Here is a 23,714-nt window from a genome sequence, read left to right as displayed (position 1 = left end):
GGCCGGGGTGAGGGGAGTTAAGCCGCACTACGCTTGTACATCCTCCTCGGATGCCCAATCTTGCCGTACAGCATTTCCACCGTCAGAAAACCCGCCTCCACGCAGTGCTCCAGATAGCGCCGGGTGGTGGTTTTACTCAACCCCGTCTCGCTCACCACCTCATCAACGGTAAAGCAGTGTGCCGCCTTTTCGTTAAACAGCGTCTGCACCCGCGCCAGCGTATTTTCCTCAATGCCTTTACTGCCGTTGTCCTGGCGGTAGTTTTTCGCCTGGAGCTGATACAGCGAATCGACGTTCTGCTGGTCGACAATCTTCCAGACCCGCTGCTGCTCGGCAAACTGCACAAACCGCTCAAGCGACTGGCTGAGCCGCTTCCAGGAAACCGGCTTGAGGATGTAGTCGAACGCGCCGTTGCGGATGGCCTGGCTGCAGGTGTCCATATCGCTGGCGGCGGTGATGAAAATTACCGAGCAGTTGGCGCGGGTCAGCATCGGGTTGCTGATCAGGGTGATGCCTTTGCCGTCCGGCAGATAGTTATCCAGCAGCATCAGCTGCGGCTGTTTACGCTCAAGCTGAACCTGCGCGTCGGCCAGGGATGAGGCAATCCCGACCAGCCTCAGGCGCGGATGTTTGCTTATCAGCTCCGCGTGCAGCTGGGCCAGTTCGTTCTCGTCTTCAACAATCAGTACGTCGATAAGTTCATGTTGCATAGTCGGTGTCTTCCAGTTGCCGGGCGGTTCCCGCGGCCGGGATAAACAGTGAGAAAATGGCGCCGCGCGGCGTATTATCGGCAACTTCTATCGCGCCGCCAGCCTGCGTGACATAGCTTTCGATCAGATACAGACCAATCCCATGATCGCCGCGCGTTTTGGTGGTGATGCCGCGTTCAAAGATGCGCTCACGGATCGCCGGGTGAATACCCACGCCCTGATCCGCCACTTCAATAATTAGCTCCTGTTCGCTGAGCTTTATCAGCACCTCCACCGGCGCGTGGGGAAGCGGCGACCGCTGCGTCGCTTCGATGGCGTTATCCAGCAGGTTGCCAATAATCGAAATCAGCTCTTGCTCCCCCAGCGGCAGGAACGGCCTGTCCAGCCTGCAGGCCGGGTCGAAACTCAGCTCGACGCCTTTCTCCCGCGCGCGGGCGGCTTTCCCCAGCAGCAGGCCGCACAGGGTCGGGGAGCTGAAGCGCGACGAGATAAAGTCCAGCAGTTCCTGGGCGTGTTCCGACTGCGCCTGAATGTAGCCAATGGCTTCCTCGTAGCGGCCCATATGCAGCAGGCCGGAGAGGGTGGTCATGCGGTTTAGCTGCTCGTGGCGCATAATGCGCAGGTTATCAACATAGCGTTTGACCTGGCTGAGCTGGGCGCTCAGCGAGTCGATCTCGTTGCGATCGCGGAAGGTGATCACCCAGCCCTGCAGCGACCCCTCAAGCATGATGTGCACCCGGCTGGCAATCACCGTGAGATCGTTAAAACGGCAAATCTCGTCATGGGTATCCTTCGCCAGCATCGTCTGCGTGTCGAAGAACGGAACCGGATCGATCACCTGGCTTATCAGCTGCCCGCGCAGCTCCCGGGCCGGCTGGCTCAGGCCGAGCAGCTTGCGCGCCGCCTGGTTGATGACCTCAATTCGCCGCCGATCGTCAATGGCAATCACCCCCTCATAAATAGACTCCATCATCGCCTTCTGCTGGCGCACCAGCAGGCCGATCTCGCGCGGCTCAAGGGAGAAAATCTGCTTCTTGATGCTGCGGGTAAAGAACCAGGAGAAGATAAAAAGCGCGATCAGCAGCAGCACGGCGGCAATCAGGATATTCACCACTTTACTGACGGTAATGGTGTCCAGGTAGCTGGTGAGATAGCCGACCGAAACGATGCCGACTACCTGTCCGGCAGCGTTGAAAATGGGGGCTTTGCTGCGCAGCGAAATGCCCAGCCCGCCTTTGCGGATGGTGGTGGTGCTCTTACCCTGCAGTACGGCTTCGTTGTCTCCGCCCACCAGCGTGGTGCCCACTCTGTCGGCAAACACCGAGTGAAAAAGATGCTGGCCCTTATTATCACCAATCACAATAAAGCTGGCGTCGCTGTGCGCAGAAATCTTCTGCATAAAATCATGAATGGCGGTGATATTCTTTTGTTCAACTTCATGACGCAGCGTTGGAATAAGCGCAATCTCTTCCGCCTGTATTTTAGCTCGCGTACTCATTTCCTGATAAAGCTGTTTCCCAACGTCGGCATAATAATATCCGCCCAGTAGCGCAAAAAGCACTGAGAAAAAGGCAACCAGCGAAATAAACAGCTTAATCTGGAAAGAGACTTTCATAACTATCACGCAGGGTAGCGACAAAGATCGCCAATATATCATCTTTTCTCGCGCGGACGTCCGCTTTGCCGAAAACTTGTGATCCCTTGCACAGCGGGCGTTGTAAAAGCGTAGCCCTGAAGGGTAACGTCCCTCAGGCTGCACGAATAAATGTTATTTGTTTGTTCAGTTCGGAAAAGAAACCATAAAAACCACGATAATAAATAAGGCATAAATCACATTAAATAAAAGAAACCATTAAAACCATAGCGGCCATTAAAACTTCGCTTTTAATATGCCATCCCTCATATAAAGTAAGCCTTTGTGACTCTAAGCTGAACGCACAAAATAACCAAGGGGCTTATTATGAGCACAACTGACGATTCTTTCTCTGTTACCCACGACCCGATTGAAATTCAGCGACCTTCGCTCAAAGAGCGCTGGTGGCATATTATGGATACCTGGAAAATCGGGATTATTCCTCTGCCGCTGTTCGTTCTGGCGGGCGCGCTGATTGCCATTGATTGCCTGGGCGGAAAGCTGCCGAGCGATATCGTGGTCATGGTCGCCACGCTGGCCTTCTTCGGCTTCGCCTGCGGCGAGTTTGGCAAACGCCTGCCGATTGTCGGCAAGCTCGGGGCAGCGGCGATTTGCGCCACCTTTATCCCTTCCGCGCTGGTCTATTACGGCCTGCTGCCGGACGTGGTGGTCGAGTCCACCACCAAGTTCTACAAATCCACCAACATTCTCTATCTCTACATCTGCTGCATTATCGTCGGCAGCATCATGAGCATGAACCGCACGGTGCTGATTCAGGGCTTCCTGCGCATCTTCTTCCCGATGCTGTGCGGTGAAATCGTCGGCATGCTGGTGGGCATGGGCGTCGGCCTGGCGCTGGGTCTTGAGCCGTTCCAGATCTTCTTCTTTATCATTCTGCCGATCATGGCGGGCGGCGTCGGGGAAGGGGCGATCCCGCTTTCCATCGGCTATGCCACCCTGCTGCACATGGACCAGGGCGTGGCGCTCGGCCGCGTGCTGCCGATGGTGATGCTCGGCGGCCTGACGGCAATCATCATCTCCGGCTGCCTGAACCAGCTCGGTAAGCGCTACCCGCACCTGACAGGCGAAGGCCAGCTGATGCCTAACCGCGCGAATGCCGATGCCGCCGTTTCTCAGCCCGCGTTCTCCGGCAAAGCGGACGTGACCACTATTGCCTCCGGCGCGCTGCTGGCGGTATTGCTCTACATGCTGGGCATGCTCGGCCACAAGCTGATTGGCCTGCCTGCTCCGGTCGGCATGCTGTTTATGGCGGTGCTGGTGAAGCTCTGCAACGGCGCCTCTCCGCGCCTGCTGGAAGGCTCTCAGGTGGTGTACAAATTCTTCCAGACCTCGGTGACCTACCCGATTCTCTTCGCCGTTGGCGTGGCCATCACCCCGTGGCATGAGCTGGTGGCCGCCTTCACGCTGACCAACCTGCTGGTGATTATCAGCACCGTCTCCGCGCTGGTGGCGACCGGGTTCTTCGTCGGCAAAAAGATCGGTATGCACCCGATTGATGTCGCCATCGTCTCCTGCTGCCAGAGCGGGCAGGGCGGTACCGGAGACGTGGCGATCCTGACCGCAGGCAACCGCATGAGCCTGATGCCGTTCGCCCAGATTGCTACCCGTATCGGCGGGGCGATTAACGTCTCTATCTCTCTGCTGATTCTGGGCAACTTCCTCGTTTAAGTTTTCAGGAAAGAACAATGAAACTCGCAAGCTTTTTATACCAGGGAAAACGCAGCTACGGCATCGTCCAGGCCGACGGCGTGATTGATTTAGGCCGCCGTCTCGGCGACCGCTACGGCGACCTCAAGGCGCTGCTGCAGGGCAACGGGCTGGCGCAGGCCACCCGCTACCTGAACGACGCCGTGGACGTGCCGCTGAGCGCCATCACCTTCTTACCGGTGATCGTGCAGCCGGAAAAAATCCTCTGCGTGGGCATGAACTACGCCGATAAGCGCAAGGAGTTTGACCAGCATAACCCGGCCCCGACGCTGTTTGTCCGCTTTCCGGATTCACAGACTGGCCACAACGAGCCGGTGCTGAAGCCGCGCCACTCCAGCGAATTCGACTATGAAGGCGAGCTGGCGGTGATCATCGGCAAAGGCGGGGAGAACATCAGCCGCGACGACGCCCTGCGCCACGTGGCGGGCTACAGCTGCTACATGGACGGCTCCGCCCGCGACTGGCAGCACACCTGGTTTACGGCCGGTAAAAACTGGCGTCAGACCGGCGCGTTTGGCCCGTGGATGGCGACGGCGGATGAGATCCCGGACCCGCACCAGCTGGCGATCCGCACCTGGCTGAACGGCCGCATGGTGCAGGAAGACAACACCAGCAGCATGATCCACAAGGTGGCGGAGCTGATCGAGTACATCAGCACCTTTACCCGCCTCAGCCCGGGCGACGTGATCATCACCGGATCCCCGGGCGGGGTGGGTAAAAAGCGAAACCCGCCGCTGTTTATGAAGGAGGGCGATCGCATTGAGGTGGAGATCGAGCATATCGGTCATCTGAGCAACGTGATCGTGGAAGCGCCAGCCGTCGGGCTTGCGTCAGCACATTAAGTAAGGCGGCAGCATGCACTCGCAACCCATCGATTTTCGCCACACCCTCTTGGCGAAGCATCCGGAGCGCTTAAGCCAGATCCGCTACCTGCTGACAGACAGCGGCCTTGGCCTGGACAACGACATCACGCTGTTCGTCGAGGCCTGGTCCGGCCCGCAGCTGGTGGGGTGCGCAGGGCTTGCCGCCAACGTCATCAAATGCGTGGCGGTCAACGAGCAGCTTCGCGGCGAGAACCTCAGCGCGCGGCTGCTGGCCGAGGTGGAAAATGCGGCGCTGGAGCGCGGCCATTTTCACCTCTTCCTCTGTACGCGTCCGTGCAACCGGGAGCGCTTTGCCCGCAGCGGCTTCTGGCCGATTGCCCAGAGCGGAAACAACGCGGTGCTGATGGAGAACACCCCGCAGGGAATTGAGCGCTACTGCCGCTCCCTGCGCGCGAAGCGCAAATGCGGGGAGAACATCGGCGCGATAGTGATGAACGCCAATCCGTTCACCCTCGGCCACCGCCATCTGGTGGAGCAGGCGGCGGCGCGGTGCGATGCCCTGCACCTGTTCGTGGTGCGTGAAGACGCGTCGTTCTTCCCGTTCAGCGCGCGCATTGAGATGGTGCGGGCGGGCGTGGCGCATCTGCCGAACGTGGTGGTGCATGAAGGCTCGCAGTACATCATCTCCCGCGCCACCTTCCCGGCCTACTTCCTGAAGGAGACCGGCAAAGTGCAGCAGGCGTGGAGCGAGATCGACGTGCTGATCTTCCGGGACTTTATTGCCCCGGCGCTCGGCATCACGCACCGCTTCATCGGCTCGGAGCCGTTTTGCGATATCACCCGTCAGTACAACCAGACGCTGCACGACCTGCTGGCCTCGCATATTGAGGTGGTGGAAATGCCGCGCATCAAGGCCGCCGGCAACGCCATTTCCGCGTCCGAAGTGCGCCGCTTACTGAAGACACAGCAGTTTTCCCGGATCCGGGAGATTGTCCCGGACTCCACCTTCGCGCATCTCGAAACGCATTACCGTGCGAGTGCCGAAGTCGCATAACTACCAGGAATTTATCATGAATATTGTAAAGGAGGCGCTGGCCGGTACGCAGGAGTCCAGCGACCTGATGGTGAAAATCGCGCCAGCTCACGGCGAGCTGGAGATCGTCATCCACAGCGAAGTGATTAAGCAGTTTGGCGAGCAGATCCGCCAGGTCGTCAATGACACCTTGCGCGCCATGAACGTGCACCAGGGACTCATCATTATTGAAGATAAAGGGGCGCTGGACTGTGTTATTCGCGCCCGCCTGCAAAGCGCGCTGATGCGTGCCGCCGATGATCAGACCATCAGCTGGGGGGCGCTGAAATGAGCAAACTTCGCCGCAGCATGCTGTTCCTGCCGGGCGCTAACGCCGCCATGCTCTCCACCGCCTTTATCTACCGCCCCGATTCCATCATGTTTGACCTTGAGGACGCCGTTGCCCTGCGCGAGAAGGACACCGCACGCATGCTGGTGTTCCACGCGCTACAGCACCCGATGTATGAGGATATCGAAACCGTGGTGCGCATTAACCCGCTGAGCACGCCGTTTGGCCTGCTGGATCTGGAGGCCGCCGTGCGGGCGGGCGTGGACGTGATTCGCCTGCCGAAAACCGACACCCCGGACGATATCTACGAGCTGGAAGGCCACCTCGAGCGTATCGAGCGCGAGTGCGGGCGCGAGGTCGGCTCCACCCGCGTGATGGCGGCGATTGAGTCGGCCATTGGCGTGATTAACGCCGTGGCGATTGCCCGCAGCTCCCCGCGACTCATCGGCATCGCGCTGGCCGCCTTTGACTACGTGATGGACATGCAGACCGAGCGCGGCGACGGCACCGAGCTGTTCTACGCCCGCTGCGCCGTGCTGCACGCCGCCCGCGCGGCGGGCATCGACGCCTTCGACGTGGTGTGGTCAGACGTTAACGACGAGGCCGGGTTCCTGCGCGAGGTCGATCTGATCCGCAAGATGGGCTTTAACGGCAAATCGCTGATTAACCCGCGCCAGATAGACCTGCTGCACAACGCCTATGCCCCGACGCAGGAGGAGGTGGAACACGCCAGAAGGGTGATTGAGGCGGCAGAAGAGGGCGAGCGCAACGGCCTGGGCGTGGTGTCGCTCAACGGCAAAATGGTGGATGCACCGATTATTAACCACGCGCAGGTGGTGCTGGAGCGCGCGGCGGCCTCCGGCGTGCGTCGGTAAGGATAAGACAATGAATCAAACTGAACTTCTTCACGTGAATTTTCCCCATCTGCGGGACTTAGCACCCTTTGATACCGCCCACAGCGCCACGCCGTGGCTGGCGGACAGCGACGCGAAGCACCGCCGTAAACTGTGCGCCTCCGTTGAAGAGGCGGTGAAGCGCTGCGGCCTGCAGGACGGGATGACCATCTCCTTCCACCATGCGTTTCGCGAAGGCGACCGGGTGATCAACACCGTCGTGGCGCTGCTTGCGCAGATGGGCTTCAAAAACCTGACCCTGGCCTCCAGCTCGCTGATGACCTGTAACGACGCGCTGATTGAGCATATTGAAAGCGGCGTCATCACCCGAATTTACACCTCGGGCATGCGCGGCAGGCTGGCGGACGCCATCTCCCACGGGCTGATGGACGAGCCGGTGCAGATTCACTCCCACGGCGGGCGCGTGAAGCTGCTCCAGGACGGCGAGCTGAATATCGACGTGGCGTTTCTCGGGGTGCCGTGCAGCGATGAGTTTGGCAACGCCAACGGCACCAACGGTAAATCCTGCTGCGGCTCGCTGGGCTACGCCATGGTGGACGCCCACTTTGCCCGCAAGGTGGTGCTGCTGACCGAAGAACTGGTGCCGTTCCCCAATATGCCCGCCAGCCTGGTGCAGGACCAGGTGGACTACATCGTGCAGGTTGAAAGCGTGGGCGACCCGGCGAAAATCAGCGTCGGCGCGGCGCGCGTCACCAGCAACCCGCGCGAGCTAATGATCGCCCGCTATGCGGCGGACGTCATTGAACACTCCGGCTACTTCAAGCCGGGCTTCTCGATGCAGACCGGCTCCGGCGCGGCGGCCACGGCCTGCACCCGCTTTATGGAGGAGAAGATGGAGCGCAGCGGCGTGAAGGCGCGCTTTGCGCTCGGCGGCATCACCGGCAGCCTGGTGGATCTGCACGAGAAGGGGCTGATCGAAAAGCTGCTCGACACCCAGTGCTTTGACGGCCAGGCGGCGGCCTCGCTGGCGCGCAACCCTAACCACGTGGAGATCTCCACCAACGTCTACGCCAACCCCGGCAGCAAGGCGGCAAGCTGCGACCAGCTCGACGTGGTGATCCTTAGCGCCCTGGAAATCGACGTCGATTTCAACGTCAACGTCATCACCGGCTCCGACGGCGTGATGCGCGGCGCGTCCGGCGGGCACTGCGACGTGGCCGCCGCGGCAAACCTGACCATCGTGGTGGCGCCGCTGCTGCGCAGCCGCATTCCGACGGTGGTGAAGCGCGTCACCACGCGCCTCACGCCGGGTGAAAGCATTGACGTGCTGGTCACCGATCACGGCATTGCGGTCAACCCGGCGCGCCCGGAGGTCCGCGAGCGGCTGATGGCCGCCGGACTGAAGGTGGTGGATATCAACGCGCTGTACGAGCGGGCGATTTCCCTGACCGGCGTACCGAAACCGATTGAATTTACCGACAAAATCGTCGGGGTGATCCGCTACCGCGACGGCAGCGTGATCGACACCGTGCGACAGGTGAAGGAGGAAGTATGACGTTAGCGACACCCGTGCGGGCGGGTGTCAGCCTTGATGAACTGCTGGCGGCGAAAGATCGCCGCGCAGCGCGTCAGGCTGACATGCTCGAGCACTATCAACAGCCGGTGATATCCCTCACGCTGGTTACGCCAGGGGAAATCAAGGACAGCCTGCGCTATCGCAACACCATGGGCGTGGCGCTACAGACGTGCGACCAGCTGCTGTGGGAGAACCGCTGGCAGGTGCTGGACCGCCAGGTGCTGTGGCTCCCGACCGGGCCAGAAGCCCTGTGGTGCGTGGCCCATCCGGCGGCGGAAATCAAAGCGCACTGCGCGGATCTGGAGCAGACGCACCCGCTCGGCAGGCTGTGGGATCTGGACGTGATCTGCCCTCAGCACGGCCACGTTGGGCGTCAGTCGCTGGGGGCAAATCTCCGGCGCTGCCTGATCTGCGACGCGCCCGCGCACGCCTGTTCCCGCTCGCGCAATCACCCCGTTGAGCAGGTGGTTTCCCGCGTGGAGAAGATGATTGATGACTGGTTTGCTCGCGACTAAGCCCCGCATTGCGGACGTGCCCGCGCTTGCCGAAGCGGCGCTGTGGCAGGAGCTGGAGCTGACGCCCAAACCGGGGCTGGTGGACACGCTCAACAACGGTTCCCACCGCGATATGGACCACGCGCTGTTCGTCCGCAGCATCGCGGCGATTACGCCGTGGTTTGCGCGCTTTGCCGAGCTGGGCAGCGCGCATGCGGATAAGGCCGCTGGCGAACAGCTACGAATTATCCGCCCAATGGGGATGGCCTGCGAGCAGGCGATGTACGCCGCGACGAACGGGGTGAACACGCATAAAGGCGGGATTTTTGCCCTCGGTTTACTCTGCTTCGCCGCCGGACGTGTGAAAAATATCTCCGCAGACAGCCTCTGCTGTGAGGTGAGTAACATCTGCAGCGGGCTGGTGTCGCGGGAGCTGGCCGCGCGCGGCGGACAGGCGACGGCGGGCGAGCGGCAGTTTCAGCGGTACGGCTTAACCGGCGCGCGCGGCGAGGCGGAAAGCGGCTTTGCCACGGTGCGCAAGGCGCTGGCGCAGTGGAACGGGCGGTCGCTTCACGGCCTTCTGCTACGCCTGATGGCGGTTAATCAGGACAGCAACCTGGTATCGCGCGGCGGCATGGAAGGGCTGCGCTACGTTCAGGGCTATGCTCGGGAACTGCTGGCTAACGGCTGGGACCGCGAGGCGTTGCTTAAGATGGATAACGCATTGATAGAACGAAACCTGAGTCCGGGCGGCAGCGCGGATTTACTGTCGGTGGGGTGGGTGCTGTCTGCAATAAAATAGCCGGGTGGCGCTAACGCTCACCCGGCCTGCTTGCTGTGCTTTGTAGGCCCGGTAAGGCGTAGCCGCCACCGGGCACAACACACCAAAGATCAGTGCGCGATCGGCTGCGCACCGTTCGGCACGCGCACGTGCTTGTACTTGAACAGCGCGATGAACGCGAAGAACAGCACCAGCGAGTACGCCGCGAAGATCAGCCACACCGGCTGCCAGTTGGTGATGCCGTTGGTGGTGTACATCTCAACCACCTTACCGCTCACCACGCCGCCCAGAATACAGCCGAAGCCGTTGGTCATCATCAGGAACATGCCCTGCGCGCTGGCGCGGATCTCAGGCTTCACCTCTTTCTCGACAAACACGGAACCAGAGATGTTGAAGAAGTCGAAGGCGCAGCCGTACACGATCATCGACAGCACCAGCAGCACGGTGCCGAACGGGCTTGGGTCGCCGTAGGCGAACAGGCCGAAGCGCAGCATCCACGCCGCGATACTGATCAGCATGACGTTCTTGATGCCGTAGCGGCTCAGGAAGAACGGGATGGTCAGGATGAACAGCGTCTCAGAGATCTGAGAGATGGACATCATCACCGACGCGTGCTCAACGATAAAGCTGCCGGAGAACAGCGGGTTGTTGTCGAAGCTGTGCAGGAAGGTGTTGCCGAACATGTTGGTGATCTGCAGCTCTGCGCCCAGCAGCATGGAGAAGATAAAGAAGATCGCCATGCGCTTGTTTTTAAACAGCGCGAAGGCGTCCAGGCCGAGCATGGTGCTCCAGCTCTGGTTTTTCTGCTGGTTAGACACCGGAATGGTCGGCAGCGTCAGGGTGAAGATTGCCAGCAGCACGGAGAGCGCCGCACCGATGTAGAGCTGCATATGGCTCAGTTCAAAGCCCGCGAAGCTCACGCCCCACATCGCCATGATAAAGCCGATGGTGCCCCAGATACGGATTGGCGGGAAATCGGTCACGATGTCCATATCCGCAGACTTCAGGCGGTAGTAGGAGATGGTGTTGATCAGGCCAAGCGTTGGCATATAGGCCAGCGAGTTAAGCAGGATCACCATGAACATCGCCCCCGGCGTGGTCACCTGGGCTGCCATAAACAGCGTCCCCGCTCCCACCAGATGGCAAAGCATGTACAGCCATTTCGCGCTTAGCCATTTATCCGCCACGATGCCCAGCAGCGTTGGCATGAAGACCGCCGCAATACCGAGCGAGCTGTATACGGCACCGATTGACGCACCGTCGAACTTGAGCGTCACAAACATATAGGAGCCGAGTGTAGTCAGCCAGCTACCCCACAGGCAGAACTGCAGAAACGACAATATTTTAAGCTGCAGCTTAAGGTTCATGTTACTTTCCTCACAAGTGAGCGGGAGATATGTTGTTTTGGGAACATTCAGGGTTGTTATTTGATGCAATTCTATCAGTTGGCAACGATATGTTTTGTTACCTCCCGCAAAAAAATGCAATCCACATTAATTTGCAGTTTGGATTGTGATGCAAATAACATTTTCGTATGGGTGGGGTGAGTGAGTGCGGCCTGATGTCCCCTCACTCTAACCCTCTCCCCAAAGGGGAGAGGGAACTTGAACACCCTCTCCGCTTTGGGGAGAGGGCAGGGTGAGGGGGATGTTGGTTTTAGCGACGACGGTAGTTCTTCTGCGCCGTATTGACCTTATACAGATAGCGGCGGGATTCCGCTGACGGGTGGCGGGTGGTCAGGGTGGAGTAAACATCCCCCGGCGCCATGCTGTTGATGATGTTTGCGGCCTGCACTTTGTCGTTCGAGAAGACGCGCAGCACGCTGCCCGCGCCGCCGTTATAGGCGGTGATCACCGCATAGCGGCGTGACGTTGGGTTGTCGATGCCGCCGAGATAGACATTGTTCAGCATCGCCAGATAGGCCGTGCCGGTATCAATGTTGCTCTGCGGGTCGAACAGATAGCTGCGGCTCGGCGTGCCGGATTTCCCCTGCGCGCGGAAGACGTCTTTCCCGGCGCTGTGCTGCACAACCTGCATCAGGCCCAGGGCGTCGGAACGGCTTACCGCGTACGGGTTGAACGAGGATTCGGTCTGCATAATCGCCAGGATCAGCGACTCGTCCACGCCGTACTTGCGCGAGGCCTGGCGCACCATGCCAATGTACTTATGCGCACGCTTGTCGAGGTGGTTCGGAACGAGGTTGATGGTGACGCTGTAGATAATCTTCAGGCCGTTAGAGCGGCTCTTCAGGCGCGTCTGCAGCAGGTAGTCGGCAAACTTCGTGGCGCGGCCTTCCCAGCGGATCGGCTGGCCGGTCTGATCGACGACCTGGCCGTACAGGAACGGCTCTTTCGAGATGGTGATATCGTCGGCATCGGAGTAGAGATCGATTGAGCCCGGATCGTCACCCATCAGCAGGGTTTTGATAATCGCCTGACGCAGTCGTGCCGCAGGATCGGTGCCTGCGATGGTCTCAATGGTGATCGTACCCTCATCAAAGTTGATGTGGCTACGGGTCAGATAGGCGTCGGTGTACTTAACGTAGTCCTTCGGTCCGGCAATAAGAACTTCGTTAAATCCCCATATGTTCTCGATGTTGTGGGCAAACTGCCCCATCAAAATGTCAAAACCGTTGGTGTCCTTAATCCAGGCTTCGTTGTAATCCTCGCCTTTTTTTGACGAGCACGAGACAAGCAACGGCGCAACAAGGGCTAGCGCTAAAAGTTTTTTCATCATTCCGGGAGTGCGTGTTGTGTTTGCTTAGTCGTTGCTTTCGCCGGGTAAGCGAAGCGCCACCCGGCAACAGCGGCGCGATACTATTTTTCCGGTGGCGTATAGCCTTCGATGTGCACGTCTTTACCTTCAAACAGGAAGCTGACCATCTCCTGCTCCAGCAGCTTGCGGTGTTCCGGGTTCATCATGCTGAGCTTTTTCTCGTTGATCAGCATGGTCTGCTTTTTCTGCCACTGTCCCCAGGCCTCTTTGGAGATTTCATTGTAGATGCGTTTACCCAGCTCGCCCGGATAAAGCTGGAAATCCTGGCCTTCAGCGTCGCGCTGCAGGAAAGTACAAAAAATCGTTCTGGCCATACTCATTCCTCTTTTTCTTGTCGATGCTAAACCATTGCACCGGCACGTAATTGCTGTAACAGGCGCTCCACGGGAGCCGCCAGCCCGACTGATGGCGGTTGCGCTAAGTTATACCAGAGAGCGGTGCCTTCATCCATGCACGAGGCAAATGACGACACGGGAAGCCACATGGGGACAATATCCAGGTGGAAATGGCTGAAGGTATGGCGAAACGCGGTCAGCTGCGTCAGGTTATCGTCAGCAATCCCGCGCTGTTTAAGCCATTCGCGCAGCAGGTCTTCCTCTTCAAACTGTGGGAAGCAGTATAGACCACCCCACAGGCCGCTCGGTGGACGCTGGGCGAGGAAGACCTCGTCGCCGTGCTGCATCAGCAGCATATAGCCGGTGCGCTCCGGCAGCGTCTGTTTGGGTTTCTTACCCGGATACTGCGCCCACGAATGGTTGGCATACGCTACGCAGAGATTATTCACCGGGCAGAGTTCGCACTTCGGCTTTGAGCGCGTGCAGACCATCGCGCCGAGATCCATCATCGCCTGGTTAAAGCGCTCGACGCCGTTCGCCGGAGTGACCTGTTCACTTATTTCCCAAAGACGTTTTTCAACGTCCTTTTTCCCCGGCCAGCCGTCGACGGCATAACAGCGTGCCAGCACGCGCTTCACGTTGCCGTCGAGGATTGGGAAATGCTTGCCTAAAGAGAGTGAGAGAATGGCGCCCGCGGTTGAACGTCCGACGCCGGGCAAGTCCGCCACCTCGTCGAAGGTTTCCGGAAATTTACCGTTGTGGCGCGTGGCGACCTGCTGTGCGGCCTTGTGCAGATTACGCGCGCGGGCGTAGTAGCCAAGACCGGTCCACAGGTGCAGGACCTCGTCGAGCGGGGCGTTGGCCAGATCGGTCACCGTCGGGAAGCGCGCCATGAAACGCTCGAAGTAAGGGATCACCGTGGCAACCTGCGTTTGTTGCAGCATCACCTCGGAGAGCCATACTTTGTAGGGCGTTTTTTCAATTTGCCAGGGCAGGGTTTTGCGCCCGTATTTGTCGTACCAGTCCAGCACCTGGGCTGAAAATTGAGAGGCTTGCATGGTCATCGATTCGCATAATCAGGGACGCAGATTGCAGCACAGCGTCAATCTGCTGTAAACCGGATCTTTCCCATGCTTGCATAGACGCCTTAACTTTGGATAATGCCCGTTTCCCGAACATTCTCACAAGCAGACAACTCTTTTATGAAAAACGACGTCATTTCACCGGAATTTGATGAAAACGGTCGCCCGCTGCGCCGTATTCGCAGCTTTGTCCGCCGTCAGGGCCGCCTGACAAAAGGGCAGCAACACGCGCTGGACAGCTACTGGCCGGTGATGGGCGTTGAGTTCAGCGAGCAGCCTCTGGATTTTGCCGAACTGTTTGGCCGCGACGCGCCGATCACGCTGGAGATCGGTTTCGGTATGGGCACCTCGCTGGTGGCCATGGCGAAAGCGCGCCCGGAGCAGAACTTCCTCGGTATTGAAGTGCACTCCCCGGGCGTAGGCGCGTGTCTCGCAACCGCCCATGAAGAGGGCGTTGAGAACCTGCGCGTGATGTGTCACGACGCGGTGGAAGTGCTCCACAAAATGATTCCTGACAATTCTTTAACCATGGTTCAGCTCTTTTTCCCTGACCCGTGGCACAAAGCGCGTCATAATAAACGCCGTATCGTTCAGGCGCCGTTTGCCGAGCTGGTGAAAAGCAAGCTGAAGCTGGGCGGCGTCTTCCATATGGCGACCGACTGGGAACCTTATGCGGAACATATGCTGGAAGTGATGTCGTCGGTGGACGGGTATAAAAACCAGTCTGAAAGCAACGACTATGTACCGCGTCCGGAATCGCGTCCGGTGACGAAATTTGAACAGCGTGGCCATCGTCTTGGTCACGGCGTATGGGACTTAATGTTCGAGAGGGTGAAATAATGGCAAAGAATCGTAGCCGTCGTCTGCGTAAAAAAATGCACATCGAAGAATTCCAGGAAGTGGGCTTCTCCGTTGCGTGGCGTTTCCCGGAAGGCACCAGCGTTGAGCAGATCGACCAGGACGTGGACGCGTTCATCAACGAGGTGATCGAGCCTAACAAGCTGGCCTTCGACGGTAGCGGCTATCTGGCCTGGGAAGGTCTGATCTGCACCCAGGAAGTGGGTAAATGCACCGAAGAACATCAGGCCCTGGTTCGTAAATGGCTTGAAGACCACAAGCTCGAAGATGTCCGCGTCAGCGAACTTTTCGACGTTTGGTGGGACTAATAAAGCAGTAAGGGGCCAGCATTAGCTGGCCCATTTTGTCTGAGGGAGTGTTTAAGATGCGCAAAACGTTGCTGGCTGTTGCTTTGATGGCAACCGGATTCACCGCCCATGCGGATTACCAATGTAGCGTCACCCCGCGTGATGACGTGGTGTTGAACCCGCAAACCGTGCAGGTCAAAGGCGAGAACGGCAATCTGGTGATTACGCCGGAAGGAAACGTCACCTTTAACGGCAAGCAGTACAACCTGACCGCCGCACAGCGTGAGCAGGCGAAAGACTATCAGGCCGATTTGCGTACCGCGCTGCCATGGATTAATGAAGGCGCGCTGACGCGCGTCGAAAAGAGCCGCGTCGCGCTGGATAAGATCATCACCAAAGAGGTGGGAGAGAGCAGCAACATGCGCACCCGCCTGACCAAGCTGGACAAGCAGCTTAAAGAGCAGATGAACCGGATTATCGAGACGCGCACCGACGGCCTGACGTTCCATTACAAGGCGATCGATCAGGTGCGAGCTGACGGACAGCAGCTGGTGAACCAGGCGATGGGCGGCATCCTGCAGGACAGCATCAACGAAATGGGCGCCAAAGCGGTGCTGAAGGGCGGCGGTAACCCGCTGCAGGGCGTGCTGGGAAGTTTAGGTGGCCTGCAGACCTCCATTCAGAACGAGTGGAAGAACCAGGAAGCTGATTTCCAGCAGTTCGGCAAAGACGTGTGTAAACGCGTGGTATCGCTTGAAGATAGCCGGAAGGCGCTGGTGGGAACGCTGAAGTAATCCTCTGCGCGCAGGGCCCCTCACCCCGGCCCTCTCCCCTGGGGAGAGGGTGTAAGCGTTCCCTCTCCCTGTGGGAGAGGGTTAGGGTGAGGGCATCAGGCTCTGCAATTTTTGAAGAATGACCGTCAGCACCTCCTCTTCCTGTGAAGTAAATTCATGATTCCAGAATCGCACGACTTCCCAGCCATTTGTATGCAAAAACTCTGTACGACGTGAATCGTATTCCTCTTTACTTTGATGTTGCCCACCGTCGAGCTCAATAATCAATTTCGCCTTAAAACAGGCAAAATCTGCAATATACGGCCCAATCGGCATCTGGCGGCGAAACTTATAGCCAAAGAACCGACGACCTCTGAGCAAATACCAGAGGCGAAATTCTTCGGGCGTCATTTGTTTGCGAAGTTGTTTTGCGTTTTCCATCCCCACACTCTGCCAGCCTTTCCCTCAGCCGGCAGAACGGGATGCAAAATCCTGAATCAGCCTTCAGGATTCTTCTGCGAGGAACAGCTCAAGAAGGGAGTTTAAGAACAGTTTGCCGTGCTCGGTGATCTGCCAGTATTCCTCGCTCTCGGTGAGATACCCCTGCGCCAGCGCTTCGTCAATCTGCGGGCGAATCACCGACTCCGGCAGACCGGTGTAACGCGCAAATTCCGCGCGCGGCGCGGCTTCCAGCAGGCGGAAGCGGTTCATAAAGAACTCAAACGGCTTATCCGCCGCCTCGACGTCGTGCTGACGCTCCAGATAGCGGCCTTCCATATACCCGCGCGGGTGGCGGGTTTTGGCGGTGCGCAGAATGCGCCCGTCCGGGAAAGTTACCTTACCGTGCGCGCCGCAGCCAATTCCCAGATAGTCGCCAAAACGCCAGTAGTTCAGGTTGTGCTCGCACTGGTAGCCCGGCTTCGCATACGCAGACGTCTCGTACTGCTGATACCCCGCGGCAGTTAAAAGCCGGTGGCCCTGCTCGAAAATATCCCACAGCGCGTCGTCGTCCGGAAGCACAGGCGGGCGCGAGCCAAACAGGGTATTGGGCTCGATGGTGAGCTGATACCACGACAGGTGCGGCGGGTTGAGTTCAATCGCCTGGCGCAGGTCGTCCAGCGCCTCTTCGAGCGACTGGTCCGGCAGGCCGTGCATCAGATCGAGGTTAAAGCTGCGAAGATTAAGCCCCGTCGCCAGGTGTGCCGCGCGCTTTGCCTCTTCCGGGCCGTGAATGCGCCCCAGGCGCTTCAGCTTCGGCTCGCTAAAGCTCTGCACGCCGATGGAGATACGGTTCACGCCCGCGCGCTGATAGTCGACAAAACGGTCGGCCTCAACGGTGCCGGGGTTGGCTTCCATCGTAATTTCCGCATCCGCGGCCAGGTTCAGGCGCGCGCGCACGCCGTCCAGCAGCGTTTGCATCGCCGGGCCTGACAGCAGGCTCGGCGTACCGCCACCAATGAAAATGGTCTTAACTTCACGTCCCTGTGCGTAAGGTACATCGGCGTCCAGGTCGGCCAGCAGATGCGCAACGTAGTCATCGTGCGGCACTTCGCCCTTCAGCGCGTGCGAGTTGAAATCGCAGTACGGGCATTTCTGCACGCACCACGGGATGTGAATATAAAGACTCAGAGGTGGCAAATTAGCCATTACGCAGTGCTTCCAGTAACAGTTTCAGCGCGCGTCCACGGTGGGAAATCGCGCTTTTCTCTTCGCGGGTCAGTTCCGCGGCGGTTTTGCCCTCGGTCGGGACAAAGAAAATGGGGTCGTAGCCAAAGCCGCCGTTGCCCGCCGCTTCACGGGTAATGACGCCCGGCCAGCTGCCGTGGCAGACGATTGGCGTTGGATCTTCTGCATGACGCAGATAGACCAGCACGCAGTGGAACTGCGCGGTGCGCTGTTCGTCGGGCACGTCCTTCAGGGCGACAAGCAGCTTTTCCAGATTCTGCTGGTCGGTGGCGTCAACGCCGGAATAGCGCGCGGAGTAAATCCCCGGCGCGCCGCCGAGAAAATCCACCGCCAGGCCGGAGTCGTCGGCAATCGCGGGCAGGCCGGTAATCTGCGCCGCGTGGCGCGCTTTCAGGATCGCGTTTTCGATAAACGTCAGCCCCGTCTCCTCGGCGGACTCCACGCCAAGATCGGTCTGAGCGACCACATCCAGCCTAAAATCATTTAATAGCGAGGCCAGCTCGCGTACTTTACCGGCGTTGCCGGTCGCGAGAACAACTTTCTGCATGGTTTAGTCCTGTTCTTTCAGAGCCGCGACTTCCGTCGGGATAGCTTGCGGATTAAGGATTTTTACCTGTTTATGCCGCCCAAGTTCACCTTTTTCAATGATGACCTGGCTTTTGGCGACGCGAAACTGTTTTGCCAGATATTTGGTCAAATGGGCGTTAGCCTGGCCATCAACCGGCGGGGCGGTGATGGCGACCTTTAACTCGTCGCCATGCAGCCCAACAATACTGTCGCGGCTGGCTTTGGGCTGAATATACAGCCGCAAAACCAGCCCGTCAGCGCAGGTGCTTACTGCACTCATAGCGCCATCCACAGCCCCGGCAGCAGCATATTGCCCGTAGACTGCAGCAGTTCAGCGATCCCCATGTTGATCACATAGAGCAGCAGAACCAGGATCATCGGCGAAAAATCGATGCCGCCCATGGACGGAAGCAGGTTACGGATCGGACGCAGCAGCGGCTCGGCCAGCTGAATCAGGGCATACTCCACCGGGCTACGCCCCTGGCTCACCCAGCTCATGATCGCCATCACCAGCAGCACCCAGAATATCAGCAGGCCGATGGTTTTGATCAGAATCAGGACGGCAGCAATCCAGATAATTGGCTGGAAGGTGATGACCATAAACAGCACGATGGCTTTGATCACGCTGAGAATAAACGCCACCAGCAGAGACGAACTGTCGATGGGACCCATGGCCGGGATAATGCGGCGCAGCGGTCCGACCACGGGTTGCGTGATTTTCACGACAAACTGGGAGAACGGATTGTAAAAATCACAGCGGGCCCACTGCATCCAGACGCGCAGCAAAAGCGCCATCGTATACAGCTCAAGCACAGTTGAGAGCAGGAAAGTCAACGTCTTCATGGCGTTCCTCAGGTTTCCTTATTATTTTGAGTAGTCGCGCGCACCGAAAATAGCCGTGCCGATGCGCACCATAGTGCTGCCTGCCGCGATGGCGGCTTCCATATCATCCGACATGCCCAGAGAAAGCGTGTCTACCGTTTCATAGCGCGCTTTAAGCGCCTCAAATGCTACAGCCATTTGCTGTGCCACGGCAAACTGCCTTTCATAACTTGACTCAGGCGCCGGGATTGCCATCAAACCACGCAGGGTTAAGCGCGGCAGTTTGGCCACCTCCGCGGCCAGCGCGTCCAGCTCGCTCAGCGCAATGCCGGACTTGCTGTTTTCGTCGCTGATGTTGACCTGAATCAGCACGTTAAGCGCAGGCATCTTTGCCGGACGCTGGTCGTTCAGACGGGTAGCAATACGCAGACGGTCAATGGTGTGACACCAGTCGAAGTGCTCCGCCACCAGACGGCTTTTGTTCGACTGCAGGGGGCCAATAAAGTGCCACTGCAGATTCGTAATCCCCTGTTCCTGGAAGTCGCGAATTTTATCCACGCCTTCCTGCACGTAGTTTTCACCAAACGCCCGATGGCCGGCATCGATGGCTTCTGCGATGGCGCTCGCAGGCTTGGTTTTGCTGACTGCAAGCAGCGTAATTTCTTCTGAAGCCCGGCCGCAACGCGTTGCTGCGGCTGAGATTTTGTCCCGGACCTGTGCCAGGTTATGCGCAATGTCGTTCATTTTCCGAGGAGTAGTCTATGGATGTGGAAGAAATTGTGGCCCTTAGTGTAAAGCATAACGTCTCCGATCTACACCTGTGCAGTGATTCGCCACCGCGCTGGCGAAGAACGGGCCGGCTTGAGCCTGCTCCCTTTCCGACCCCCGACGTGGAGGCATTATTAAAGACGTGGCTCAACGATGAGCAGCAGGGCGCGTGGTGGGCAAACGGTCAGGCGGATTTTGCCGTGACGGTGTCGGGAGGCCAGCGCCTGCGCGGCAGCGCCTTTAGGCAGATGCGCGGCGTTTCTGTGACGCTGCGGCTGTTGCCGCGTACCTGCCCGCAGCTCGCTTCGCTGGGCGCGCCGCGGGCAATCCCGGAACTGTTGTCCAACGACGCCGGGCTGATTCTGGTCACGGGGGCGACCGGCAGCGGCAAGTCCACAACGCTGGCGGCGATGGTCGATTTTCTTAACCACCATGCTGACGGGCATATCCTCACGCTTGAGGATCCGGTGGAGTTTATCTACCAGAGCGAACGGTGCCTGATCCAGCAGCGGGAGATAGGTCAGCACAGCCCGTCATTTGCCGACGCGCTGCGCAGCGCCTTACGCCAGGATCCGGACGTGATTCTGCTCGGTGAGCTGCGCGACAGCGAAACGATCCGCCTGGCGCTCACGGCGGCGGAAACCGGGCATCTGGTGCTGGCGACGCTGCACACGCGCGGGGCATCGCAGGCGATTGAGCGGCTGGTGGATACGTTTCCGGCGCAGGAGAAAGATCCGGTCCGTAACCAGCTGGCCGGCAGCCTGCGTGCGGTGCTGGCGCAGAGGCTGCTTCCCGATCTCCAGGGCGGACGCGTCGCGCTGTATGAACTGCTGGTGAACACCGCCGCGGCGGCGAATCTTATTCGCGAAGGAAAAACGTGGCAGCTGCCCGGCATTATTCAAACCGGTCAGCAGGCGGGAATGCAGAATTTTGACCAGAGCCTGGCGGAGAGACGGGCGCAGGGGCGGCTGTAGGCCCCCGCGCTTAAAAGCCCTGCTCGAAATAGCTTTCGAGGATGATGACGGCAGAAGCGGAGTCCACGCTGCCTTTGTTGAGCGCCCGGAATCCACCGTGCTCAAACAGGCCCGCACGCGCTTCAACGGTGCTGAGACGCTCGTCGTGCAGCTTCACGGAGACGCCAAAGCGGCCGTGGATTTTATTGGCGAATTTGCGCGCCCGAGCGGTCAGCGGCTGTTCCGTGCCGTCCATGTTGAGCGGTAACCCGACAATCACGTCATCCGGCTGCCACTCTTTGAGCAGGCGTTCGATAAGGTTCCAGTCCGGCGTGCCGTCGTTGGCCTTCAGGGCCGCGAGCGGACGCGCGGTACCGGTGATGCGCTGACCCACGGCGACACCAATGCTTTTGGTACCAAAATCAAAGGCCAAAAGTGTTCCGCTCATCAGGCGTGCCCCGCTACGCCTGGCATGGTCAGGATATCAATGCCAATCAGCTTCGCCGCGTCACGCCAGCGATCGGCGATAGGGGTTTTAAACAGGATATTCATGTCCGCAGGCGCGGTCAGCCAAGCGTTATCGAGGATCTCTTGCTCAAGCTGGCCTTTCTCCCACGACGAATAGCCCAGCGCTACCAGCACTTCAGAAGGCTGCTCTGCGGTGCCCAGCGTTTCGAGCACGTCGCGCGAAGTGGTGATGACGGTGTTATCCGAAATGCGAATGCTGGAAGAGAATACCGGCGGCGTATGCAGGATGAAACCGCGATCTTCGGCAAGAGGACCACCCAGCATCACGGGTTTATCAAGCCGGATTTCCGGCAGTCGCGCTTCCGCCGGGATTTTCAGCTTGTCCAGAATGCCTTCAACCTGAAGATTTTCGAGCGGTTTATTGATGATAATGCCCATCGCGCCGTCTTCATTGTATTCACAGATATAAACCACGGCGCGGCGAAAAATCGGGTCCTGGAGAGCAGGCATGGCAATAAGAAAGTGATGCTGTAAATTCATTGTCAGAGGTACTGTTTCCTGGTTTAAAAAGCGACAGCGCCCAGTATGGGGACAAACTCAGGCGCTGTCACTAATAGAGTATTGTTAGGTTATTTCTGTAAACGTTTTTCGATAGCGTCCATCAGCATTCCGGTGATCGAGATCGGGAATTCCGCTTCAATTTCACGAATGCAGGTTGGGCTGGTGACGTTCACTTCGGTCAGACGATCGCCGATGATGTCCAGACCAACGAAGATCAGGCCTTTGGCTTTCAGCGTCGGGCCAACGCGGCGGGCAATCTCCCAGTCGCTTTCGGTCAGCGGGCGCGGCTCGCCGCGGCCACCGGCGGCCAGGTTACCACGGGTCTCGCCACCCTGCGGGATACGCGCCAGGCAGTAAGGAACCGGTTCGCCATCCACCACCAGCACGCGCTTGTCGCCGTCTTTGATCGCCGGAATATAGTTTTGCGCCATGCAGTAACGGGTGCCCAGCTCGGTCAGCGTTTCGGCAATCACGCCAATGTTCGGGTCGCCTTCCTTCACGCGGAAAATCGACGCGCCGCCCATGCCGTCCAGCGGCTTCATGATGATGTCGCCGTGCTTCTGCCAGAATTCTTTCAGCTGCGCTTTGCTGCGGGTCACCAGCGTTTCCGGCGTCAGGTCAGAGAACCAGGCGGTGTAGAGCTTTTCGTTGCAGTCGCGCAGGCTCTGCGGCTTGTTGACGATCAGCGTGCCTTTCTCTTCGGCACGTTCAAGAATATAGGTGCAGTAGATGTATTCGGTGTCGAACGGCGGATCTTTACGCATCAGGATGACGTTGAGATCGGCAAGCGCAATGTCCTGCTCGGTGCCGAATTCGTACCATTTGTCGTAGTTCTGCTCGACGTTAACGAGGCGGGTGCGCGCGCGTGCTTCACCGTTGATCAGGTAAAGATCGTTCATCTCCATGTAGTGGAGTTCATAGCCGCGACGCTGCGCTTCCAGCAGCATGGCGAAGCTGGAATCTTTCTTGATGTTAATGTTTGCGATGGGGTCCATCACGATGCCGAGCTTGATCATGTTCTTCTCCGTTAATGCTTCAACCCAGATCGCCAAACCGTACCTGTAGCGCGGTAATGGCCGTGAGTGCCGTTGTCTCAGTGCGCAGAACGCGAGGTCCCAGCAGAATATCAGTAAACTGGTAACGTGCCGTCATCGCAATTTCATCCGCCGACAGGCCGCCTTCGGGGCCAATCAGCAGGCGTACGCGCTCAACGGGCAGCGGCAGCGTATTGATGCTGGCGCTGGCGCGCGGATGAAGATTGAGCTTCAGCCCGCTGTCCTCTTCTGCACACCAGTCCTCCAGATCCATCGCCGGGCGAATCTCCGGAATACGGTTGCGGCCGCTCTGCTCGCACGCCGCAATGGCAATTTTCTGCCACTGCTGGATCTTTTTGTTCAGACGTTCCGCATCCAGTTTAACGCCACAGCGTTCAGAAAAAAGTGGCGTAATGAGGCTTACACCCAGTTCAATGGATTTCTGGATCGTGAACTCCATTTTCTCGCCGCGCGACATCACCTGCCCCAGATGGATGTGCAGCGGTGATTCACGATCGTCCACTTCACCGCGCAGAACGTTAACGTGGACGCTTTTTTTATCAGACCGCGTGATTTCCGCGTCGAAAACCTGGTTCGATCCGTCGAACAGCTGTATGGCCTGACCGGCCCCCATCCGCAGCACGCGGCCAACGTGGTTGGCGGCGTCATCGGAGAGGGCGATTTCGCGGCCTGCGGTAATCGGTTCAGGATGGTAAATGCGGGGAATGCGCATAGTCAGAAATTCCATGTGTCATGCGAGATAAGCGAATTGCCGTAGTGTAGG

28 protein-coding genes are annotated in these 23,714 nt (G+C 58.7%); 12 read left to right on the top strand and 16 right to left on the bottom strand.

What is annotated here, in order from left to right; translation table 11 throughout:
* Nucleotides 1–17 precede the first annotated feature (17 nt).
* Entirely contained in the window at nucleotides 18–710 is a 693-nt protein-coding gene (locus tag FY206_RS20635; RefSeq protein WP_032643370.1) for a response regulator, read from the bottom strand.
* Nucleotides 700–2,325: an ATP-binding protein gene (locus FY206_RS20630; protein ID WP_032643368.1), complete on the bottom strand. Its 1,626-nt coding sequence runs from the start codon at nucleotides 2,323–2,325 to the stop codon at nucleotides 700–702. The genes FY206_RS20635 and FY206_RS20630 overlap by 11 nt, the downstream gene beginning before the upstream one ends.
* A 345-nt stretch (nucleotides 2,326–2,670) precedes the next feature.
* Between FY206_RS20630 and FY206_RS20625 the strand changes: the two genes are divergently transcribed.
* From FY206_RS20625 to citG, 8 genes are read left to right on the top strand one after another with little or no spacing between them, the layout of a single operon-like run.
* Nucleotides 2,671–4,032, top strand: a complete 1,362-nt coding sequence (locus tag FY206_RS20625; protein WP_032643367.1) for a 2-hydroxycarboxylate transporter family protein — start codon at nucleotides 2,671–2,673, stop codon at nucleotides 4,030–4,032.
* Nucleotides 4,033–4,049: 17 nt separating this feature from the next.
* Nucleotides 4,050–4,913, top strand: a complete 864-nt coding sequence (locus tag FY206_RS20620; protein WP_032643364.1) for a fumarylacetoacetate hydrolase family protein — start codon at nucleotides 4,050–4,052, stop codon at nucleotides 4,911–4,913.
* A 13-nt stretch (nucleotides 4,914–4,926) separates the two neighbouring features.
* Nucleotides 4,927–5,949: a [citrate (pro-3S)-lyase] ligase gene (gene citC, locus FY206_RS20615; protein ID WP_077064414.1), complete on the top strand. Its 1,023-nt coding sequence runs from the start codon at nucleotides 4,927–4,929 to the stop codon at nucleotides 5,947–5,949.
* A gap of 16 nt (nucleotides 5,950–5,965) precedes the next feature.
* Entirely contained in the window at nucleotides 5,966–6,259 is a 294-nt protein-coding gene (gene citD / locus FY206_RS20610) for a citrate lyase acyl carrier protein (RefSeq protein ID WP_032643359.1), read from the top strand.
* Complete coding sequence (gene citE / locus FY206_RS20605) at nucleotides 6,256–7,131, top strand: citrate (pro-3S)-lyase subunit beta (protein WP_032643357.1); 876 nt, start codon at nucleotides 6,256–6,258, stop codon at nucleotides 7,129–7,131. Before citD ends, citE begins: the two co-directional genes overlap by 4 nt.
* Nucleotides 7,132–7,141: 10 nt before the next feature.
* The gene (gene citF, locus FY206_RS20600; RefSeq protein ID WP_032643355.1) at nucleotides 7,142–8,665 is read left to right on the top strand and encodes a citrate lyase subunit alpha; all 1,524 of its coding nucleotides are present in this window, start codon (nucleotides 7,142–7,144) and stop codon (nucleotides 8,663–8,665) included.
* A complete protein-coding gene (gene citX, locus FY206_RS20595) occupies nucleotides 8,662–9,201 on the top strand; it encodes a citrate lyase holo-[acyl-carrier protein] synthase (RefSeq protein WP_032643353.1) in 540 nt (179 codons plus the stop codon). The genes citF and citX overlap by 4 nt, the downstream gene beginning before the upstream one ends.
* On the top strand, nucleotides 9,179–9,982 hold the full coding sequence (gene citG / locus FY206_RS20590; RefSeq protein WP_032643350.1) for a triphosphoribosyl-dephospho-CoA synthase CitG: 804 nt from the start codon (nucleotides 9,179–9,181) through the stop codon (nucleotides 9,980–9,982). Before citX ends, citG begins: the two co-directional genes overlap by 23 nt.
* 89 nt (nucleotides 9,983–10,071) lie before the next feature.
* Here the strand turns inward: citG and FY206_RS20585 are convergent, their stop codons facing one another.
* The 4 genes from FY206_RS20585 to mutY form a co-directional block, all read right to left on the bottom strand.
* The gene (locus FY206_RS20585) at nucleotides 10,072–11,328 is read right to left on the bottom strand and encodes a nucleoside permease (protein ID WP_023618641.1); all 1,257 of its coding nucleotides are present in this window, start codon (nucleotides 11,326–11,328) and stop codon (nucleotides 10,072–10,074) included.
* Between the two features lie 289 nt (nucleotides 11,329–11,617).
* Nucleotides 11,618–12,694 (bottom strand): membrane-bound lytic murein transglycosylase MltC, encoded by a 1,077-nt coding sequence (mltC, locus tag FY206_RS20580; protein WP_024906549.1) that lies wholly within the window; start codon nucleotides 12,692–12,694, stop codon nucleotides 11,618–11,620.
* An 83-nt stretch (nucleotides 12,695–12,777) separates the two neighbouring features.
* Nucleotides 12,778–13,050: an oxidative damage protection protein gene (locus FY206_RS20575; RefSeq protein ID WP_008499765.1), complete on the bottom strand. Its 273-nt coding sequence runs from the start codon at nucleotides 13,048–13,050 to the stop codon at nucleotides 12,778–12,780.
* A gap of 26 nt (nucleotides 13,051–13,076) precedes the next feature.
* Nucleotides 13,077–14,129, bottom strand: coding sequence for an A/G-specific adenine glycosylase (mutY, locus tag FY206_RS20570; RefSeq protein ID WP_168207694.1), 1,053 nt, complete (start codon nucleotides 14,127–14,129; stop codon nucleotides 13,077–13,079).
* A gap of 144 nt (nucleotides 14,130–14,273) precedes the next feature.
* Here mutY and trmB point away from each other — a divergent pair, with 144 nt between their 5' ends.
* The 3 genes from trmB to FY206_RS20555 are packed head-to-tail and all read left to right on the top strand — an operon-like array spanning nucleotide 14,274 to nucleotide 16,092.
* A complete protein-coding gene (gene trmB / locus FY206_RS20565) occupies nucleotides 14,274–14,993 on the top strand; it encodes a tRNA (guanosine(46)-N7)-methyltransferase TrmB (RefSeq protein WP_032643348.1) in 720 nt (239 codons plus the stop codon).
* The gene (locus tag FY206_RS20560; RefSeq protein WP_003862421.1) at nucleotides 14,993–15,319 is read left to right on the top strand and encodes a YggL family protein; all 327 of its coding nucleotides are present in this window, start codon (nucleotides 14,993–14,995) and stop codon (nucleotides 15,317–15,319) included. The genes trmB and FY206_RS20560 overlap by 1 nt, the downstream gene beginning before the upstream one ends.
* A 56-nt stretch (nucleotides 15,320–15,375) precedes the next feature.
* On the top strand, nucleotides 15,376–16,092 hold the full coding sequence (locus FY206_RS20555; protein ID WP_032643346.1) for a YggN family protein: 717 nt from the start codon (nucleotides 15,376–15,378) through the stop codon (nucleotides 16,090–16,092).
* An 81-nt stretch (nucleotides 16,093–16,173) separates the two neighbouring features.
* Here FY206_RS20555 and FY206_RS20550 read toward each other — a convergent pair whose 3' ends face one another.
* From FY206_RS20550 to FY206_RS20525, 6 genes are all read right to left on the bottom strand, one after another.
* Nucleotides 16,174–16,512, bottom strand: a complete 339-nt coding sequence (locus FY206_RS20550) for an endonuclease domain-containing protein (protein WP_032643343.1) — start codon at nucleotides 16,510–16,512, stop codon at nucleotides 16,174–16,176.
* Between the two features lie 63 nt (nucleotides 16,513–16,575).
* A complete protein-coding gene (gene hemW / locus FY206_RS20545; protein WP_032643341.1) occupies nucleotides 16,576–17,718 on the bottom strand; it encodes a radical SAM family heme chaperone HemW in 1,143 nt (380 codons plus the stop codon).
* The gene (locus FY206_RS20540; RefSeq protein ID WP_077064413.1) at nucleotides 17,711–18,304 is read right to left on the bottom strand and encodes an XTP/dITP diphosphatase; all 594 of its coding nucleotides are present in this window, start codon (nucleotides 18,302–18,304) and stop codon (nucleotides 17,711–17,713) included. Before FY206_RS20540 ends, hemW begins: the two co-directional genes overlap by 8 nt.
* A gap of 3 nt (nucleotides 18,305–18,307) precedes the next feature.
* Nucleotides 18,308–18,604 (bottom strand): DUF167 family protein YggU, encoded by a 297-nt coding sequence (gene yggU / locus FY206_RS20535; RefSeq protein WP_032643337.1) that lies wholly within the window; start codon nucleotides 18,602–18,604, stop codon nucleotides 18,308–18,310.
* Nucleotides 18,601–19,167, bottom strand: a complete 567-nt coding sequence (locus FY206_RS20530; RefSeq protein ID WP_045890332.1) for a YggT family protein — start codon at nucleotides 19,165–19,167, stop codon at nucleotides 18,601–18,603. Before FY206_RS20530 ends, yggU begins: the two co-directional genes overlap by 4 nt.
* 21 nt (nucleotides 19,168–19,188) lie before the next feature.
* Nucleotides 19,189–19,890 carry a YggS family pyridoxal phosphate-dependent enzyme gene (locus FY206_RS20525; protein WP_032643334.1) on the bottom strand — a complete coding sequence of 234 codons (702 nt, stop codon included), beginning with the start codon at nucleotides 19,888–19,890 and terminating at the stop codon, nucleotides 19,189–19,191.
* A 17-nt stretch (nucleotides 19,891–19,907) separates the two neighbouring features.
* Between FY206_RS20525 and FY206_RS20520 the strand changes: the two genes are divergently transcribed.
* Nucleotides 19,908–20,888 (top strand): type IV pilus twitching motility protein PilT, encoded by a 981-nt coding sequence (locus FY206_RS20520; protein ID WP_032643332.1) that lies wholly within the window; start codon nucleotides 19,908–19,910, stop codon nucleotides 20,886–20,888.
* Between the two features lie 10 nt (nucleotides 20,889–20,898).
* Here the strand turns inward: FY206_RS20520 and ruvX are convergent, their stop codons facing one another.
* The 4 genes from ruvX to rsmE all read right to left on the bottom strand — a co-directional run bounded on the left by ruvX (nucleotide 20,899) and on the right by rsmE (nucleotide 23,663).
* Nucleotides 20,899–21,315 (bottom strand): Holliday junction resolvase RuvX, encoded by a 417-nt coding sequence (ruvX, locus tag FY206_RS20515; protein ID WP_008499753.1) that lies wholly within the window; start codon nucleotides 21,313–21,315, stop codon nucleotides 20,899–20,901.
* Nucleotides 21,315–21,875 carry a YqgE/AlgH family protein gene (locus FY206_RS20510; RefSeq protein ID WP_008499752.1) on the bottom strand — a complete coding sequence of 187 codons (561 nt, stop codon included), beginning with the start codon at nucleotides 21,873–21,875 and terminating at the stop codon, nucleotides 21,315–21,317. Before FY206_RS20510 ends, ruvX begins: the two co-directional genes overlap by 1 nt.
* Nucleotides 21,876–21,964: 89 nt before the next feature.
* Nucleotides 21,965–22,912 (bottom strand): glutathione synthase, encoded by a 948-nt coding sequence (gene gshB, locus FY206_RS20505; protein WP_032643330.1) that lies wholly within the window; start codon nucleotides 22,910–22,912, stop codon nucleotides 21,965–21,967.
* Between the two features lie 19 nt (nucleotides 22,913–22,931).
* Nucleotides 22,932–23,663, bottom strand: a complete 732-nt coding sequence (gene rsmE, locus FY206_RS20500) for a 16S rRNA (uracil(1498)-N(3))-methyltransferase (protein WP_032643329.1) — start codon at nucleotides 23,661–23,663, stop codon at nucleotides 22,932–22,934.
* Between the last annotated feature and the right edge of the window lie 51 nt (nucleotides 23,664–23,714).

It is taken from the genome of Enterobacter chengduensis, assembly GCF_001984825.2.
In the GTDB taxonomy this organism is placed as follows: Bacteria; Pseudomonadota; Gammaproteobacteria; order Enterobacterales; family Enterobacteriaceae; genus Enterobacter; species Enterobacter chengduensis.
Note: the sequence above shows the minus strand (reverse complement) of the source record. Positions and strands in the feature narration are given on the sequence as shown.

What these genes read in the sequence shown, in the direction of transcription:
- FY206_RS20555 (WP_032643346.1), top strand. Translation starts at nt 15,376, where the DNA reads ATGCGCAAAACGTTGCTGGCTGTTGCTTTGATGGCAACCGGATTCACC.
- FY206_RS20575 (WP_008499765.1), bottom strand. Translation starts at nt 13,050, where the DNA reads ATGGCCAGAACGATTTTTTGTACTTTCCTGCAGCGCGACGCTGAAGGC.
- ruvX (WP_008499753.1), bottom strand. Translation starts at nt 21,315, where the DNA reads ATGAGCGGAACACTTTTGGCCTTTGATTTTGGTACCAAAAGCATTGGT.
- FY206_RS20530 (WP_045890332.1), bottom strand. Translation starts at nt 19,167, where the DNA reads ATGAAGACGTTGACTTTCCTGCTCTCAACTGTGCTTGAGCTGTATACG.
- mutY (WP_168207694.1), bottom strand. Translation starts at nt 14,129, where the DNA reads ATGCAAGCCTCTCAATTTTCAGCCCAGGTGCTGGACTGGTACGACAAA.
- mltC (WP_024906549.1), bottom strand. Translation starts at nt 12,694, where the DNA reads ATGAAAAAACTTTTAGCGCTAGCCCTTGTTGCGCCGTTGCTTGTCTCG.
- FY206_RS20520 (WP_032643332.1), top strand. Translation starts at nt 19,908, where the DNA reads ATGGATGTGGAAGAAATTGTGGCCCTTAGTGTAAAGCATAACGTCTCC.
- citC (WP_077064414.1), top strand. Translation starts at nt 4,927, where the DNA reads ATGCACTCGCAACCCATCGATTTTCGCCACACCCTCTTGGCGAAGCAT.
- FY206_RS20540 (WP_077064413.1), bottom strand. Translation starts at nt 18,304, where the DNA reads ATGCAGAAAGTTGTTCTCGCGACCGGCAACGCCGGTAAAGTACGCGAG.
- rsmE (WP_032643329.1), bottom strand. Translation starts at nt 23,663, where the DNA reads ATGCGCATTCCCCGCATTTACCATCCTGAACCGATTACCGCAGGCCGC.
- FY206_RS20510 (WP_008499752.1), bottom strand. Translation starts at nt 21,875, where the DNA reads ATGAATTTACAGCATCACTTTCTTATTGCCATGCCTGCTCTCCAGGAC.
- yggU (WP_032643337.1), bottom strand. Translation starts at nt 18,604, where the DNA reads ATGAGTGCAGTAAGCACCTGCGCTGACGGGCTGGTTTTGCGGCTGTAT.
- FY206_RS20620 (WP_032643364.1), top strand. Translation starts at nt 4,050, where the DNA reads ATGAAACTCGCAAGCTTTTTATACCAGGGAAAACGCAGCTACGGCATC.
- FY206_RS20585 (WP_023618641.1), bottom strand. Translation starts at nt 11,328, where the DNA reads ATGAACCTTAAGCTGCAGCTTAAAATATTGTCGTTTCTGCAGTTCTGC.
- citE (WP_032643357.1), top strand. Translation starts at nt 6,256, where the DNA reads ATGAGCAAACTTCGCCGCAGCATGCTGTTCCTGCCGGGCGCTAACGCC.
- FY206_RS20625 (WP_032643367.1), top strand. Translation starts at nt 2,671, where the DNA reads ATGAGCACAACTGACGATTCTTTCTCTGTTACCCACGACCCGATTGAA.
- FY206_RS20525 (WP_032643334.1), bottom strand. Translation starts at nt 19,890, where the DNA reads ATGAACGACATTGCGCATAACCTGGCACAGGTCCGGGACAAAATCTCA.
- FY206_RS20550 (WP_032643343.1), bottom strand. Translation starts at nt 16,512, where the DNA reads ATGGAAAACGCAAAACAACTTCGCAAACAAATGACGCCCGAAGAATTT.
- citF (WP_032643355.1), top strand. Translation starts at nt 7,142, where the DNA reads ATGAATCAAACTGAACTTCTTCACGTGAATTTTCCCCATCTGCGGGAC.
- FY206_RS20630 (WP_032643368.1), bottom strand. Translation starts at nt 2,325, where the DNA reads ATGAAAGTCTCTTTCCAGATTAAGCTGTTTATTTCGCTGGTTGCCTTT.
- gshB (WP_032643330.1), bottom strand. Translation starts at nt 22,912, where the DNA reads ATGATCAAGCTCGGCATCGTGATGGACCCCATCGCAAACATTAACATC.
- FY206_RS20560 (WP_003862421.1), top strand. Translation starts at nt 14,993, where the DNA reads ATGGCAAAGAATCGTAGCCGTCGTCTGCGTAAAAAAATGCACATCGAA.
- citG (WP_032643350.1), top strand. Translation starts at nt 9,179, where the DNA reads ATGACTGGTTTGCTCGCGACTAAGCCCCGCATTGCGGACGTGCCCGCG.
- hemW (WP_032643341.1), bottom strand. Translation starts at nt 17,718, where the DNA reads ATGGCTAATTTGCCACCTCTGAGTCTTTATATTCACATCCCGTGGTGC.
- citD (WP_032643359.1), top strand. Translation starts at nt 5,966, where the DNA reads ATGAATATTGTAAAGGAGGCGCTGGCCGGTACGCAGGAGTCCAGCGAC.
- citX (WP_032643353.1), top strand. Translation starts at nt 8,662, where the DNA reads ATGACGTTAGCGACACCCGTGCGGGCGGGTGTCAGCCTTGATGAACTG.
- trmB (WP_032643348.1), top strand. Translation starts at nt 14,274, where the DNA reads ATGAAAAACGACGTCATTTCACCGGAATTTGATGAAAACGGTCGCCCG.
- FY206_RS20635 (WP_032643370.1), bottom strand. Translation starts at nt 710, where the DNA reads ATGCAACATGAACTTATCGACGTACTGATTGTTGAAGACGAGAACGAA.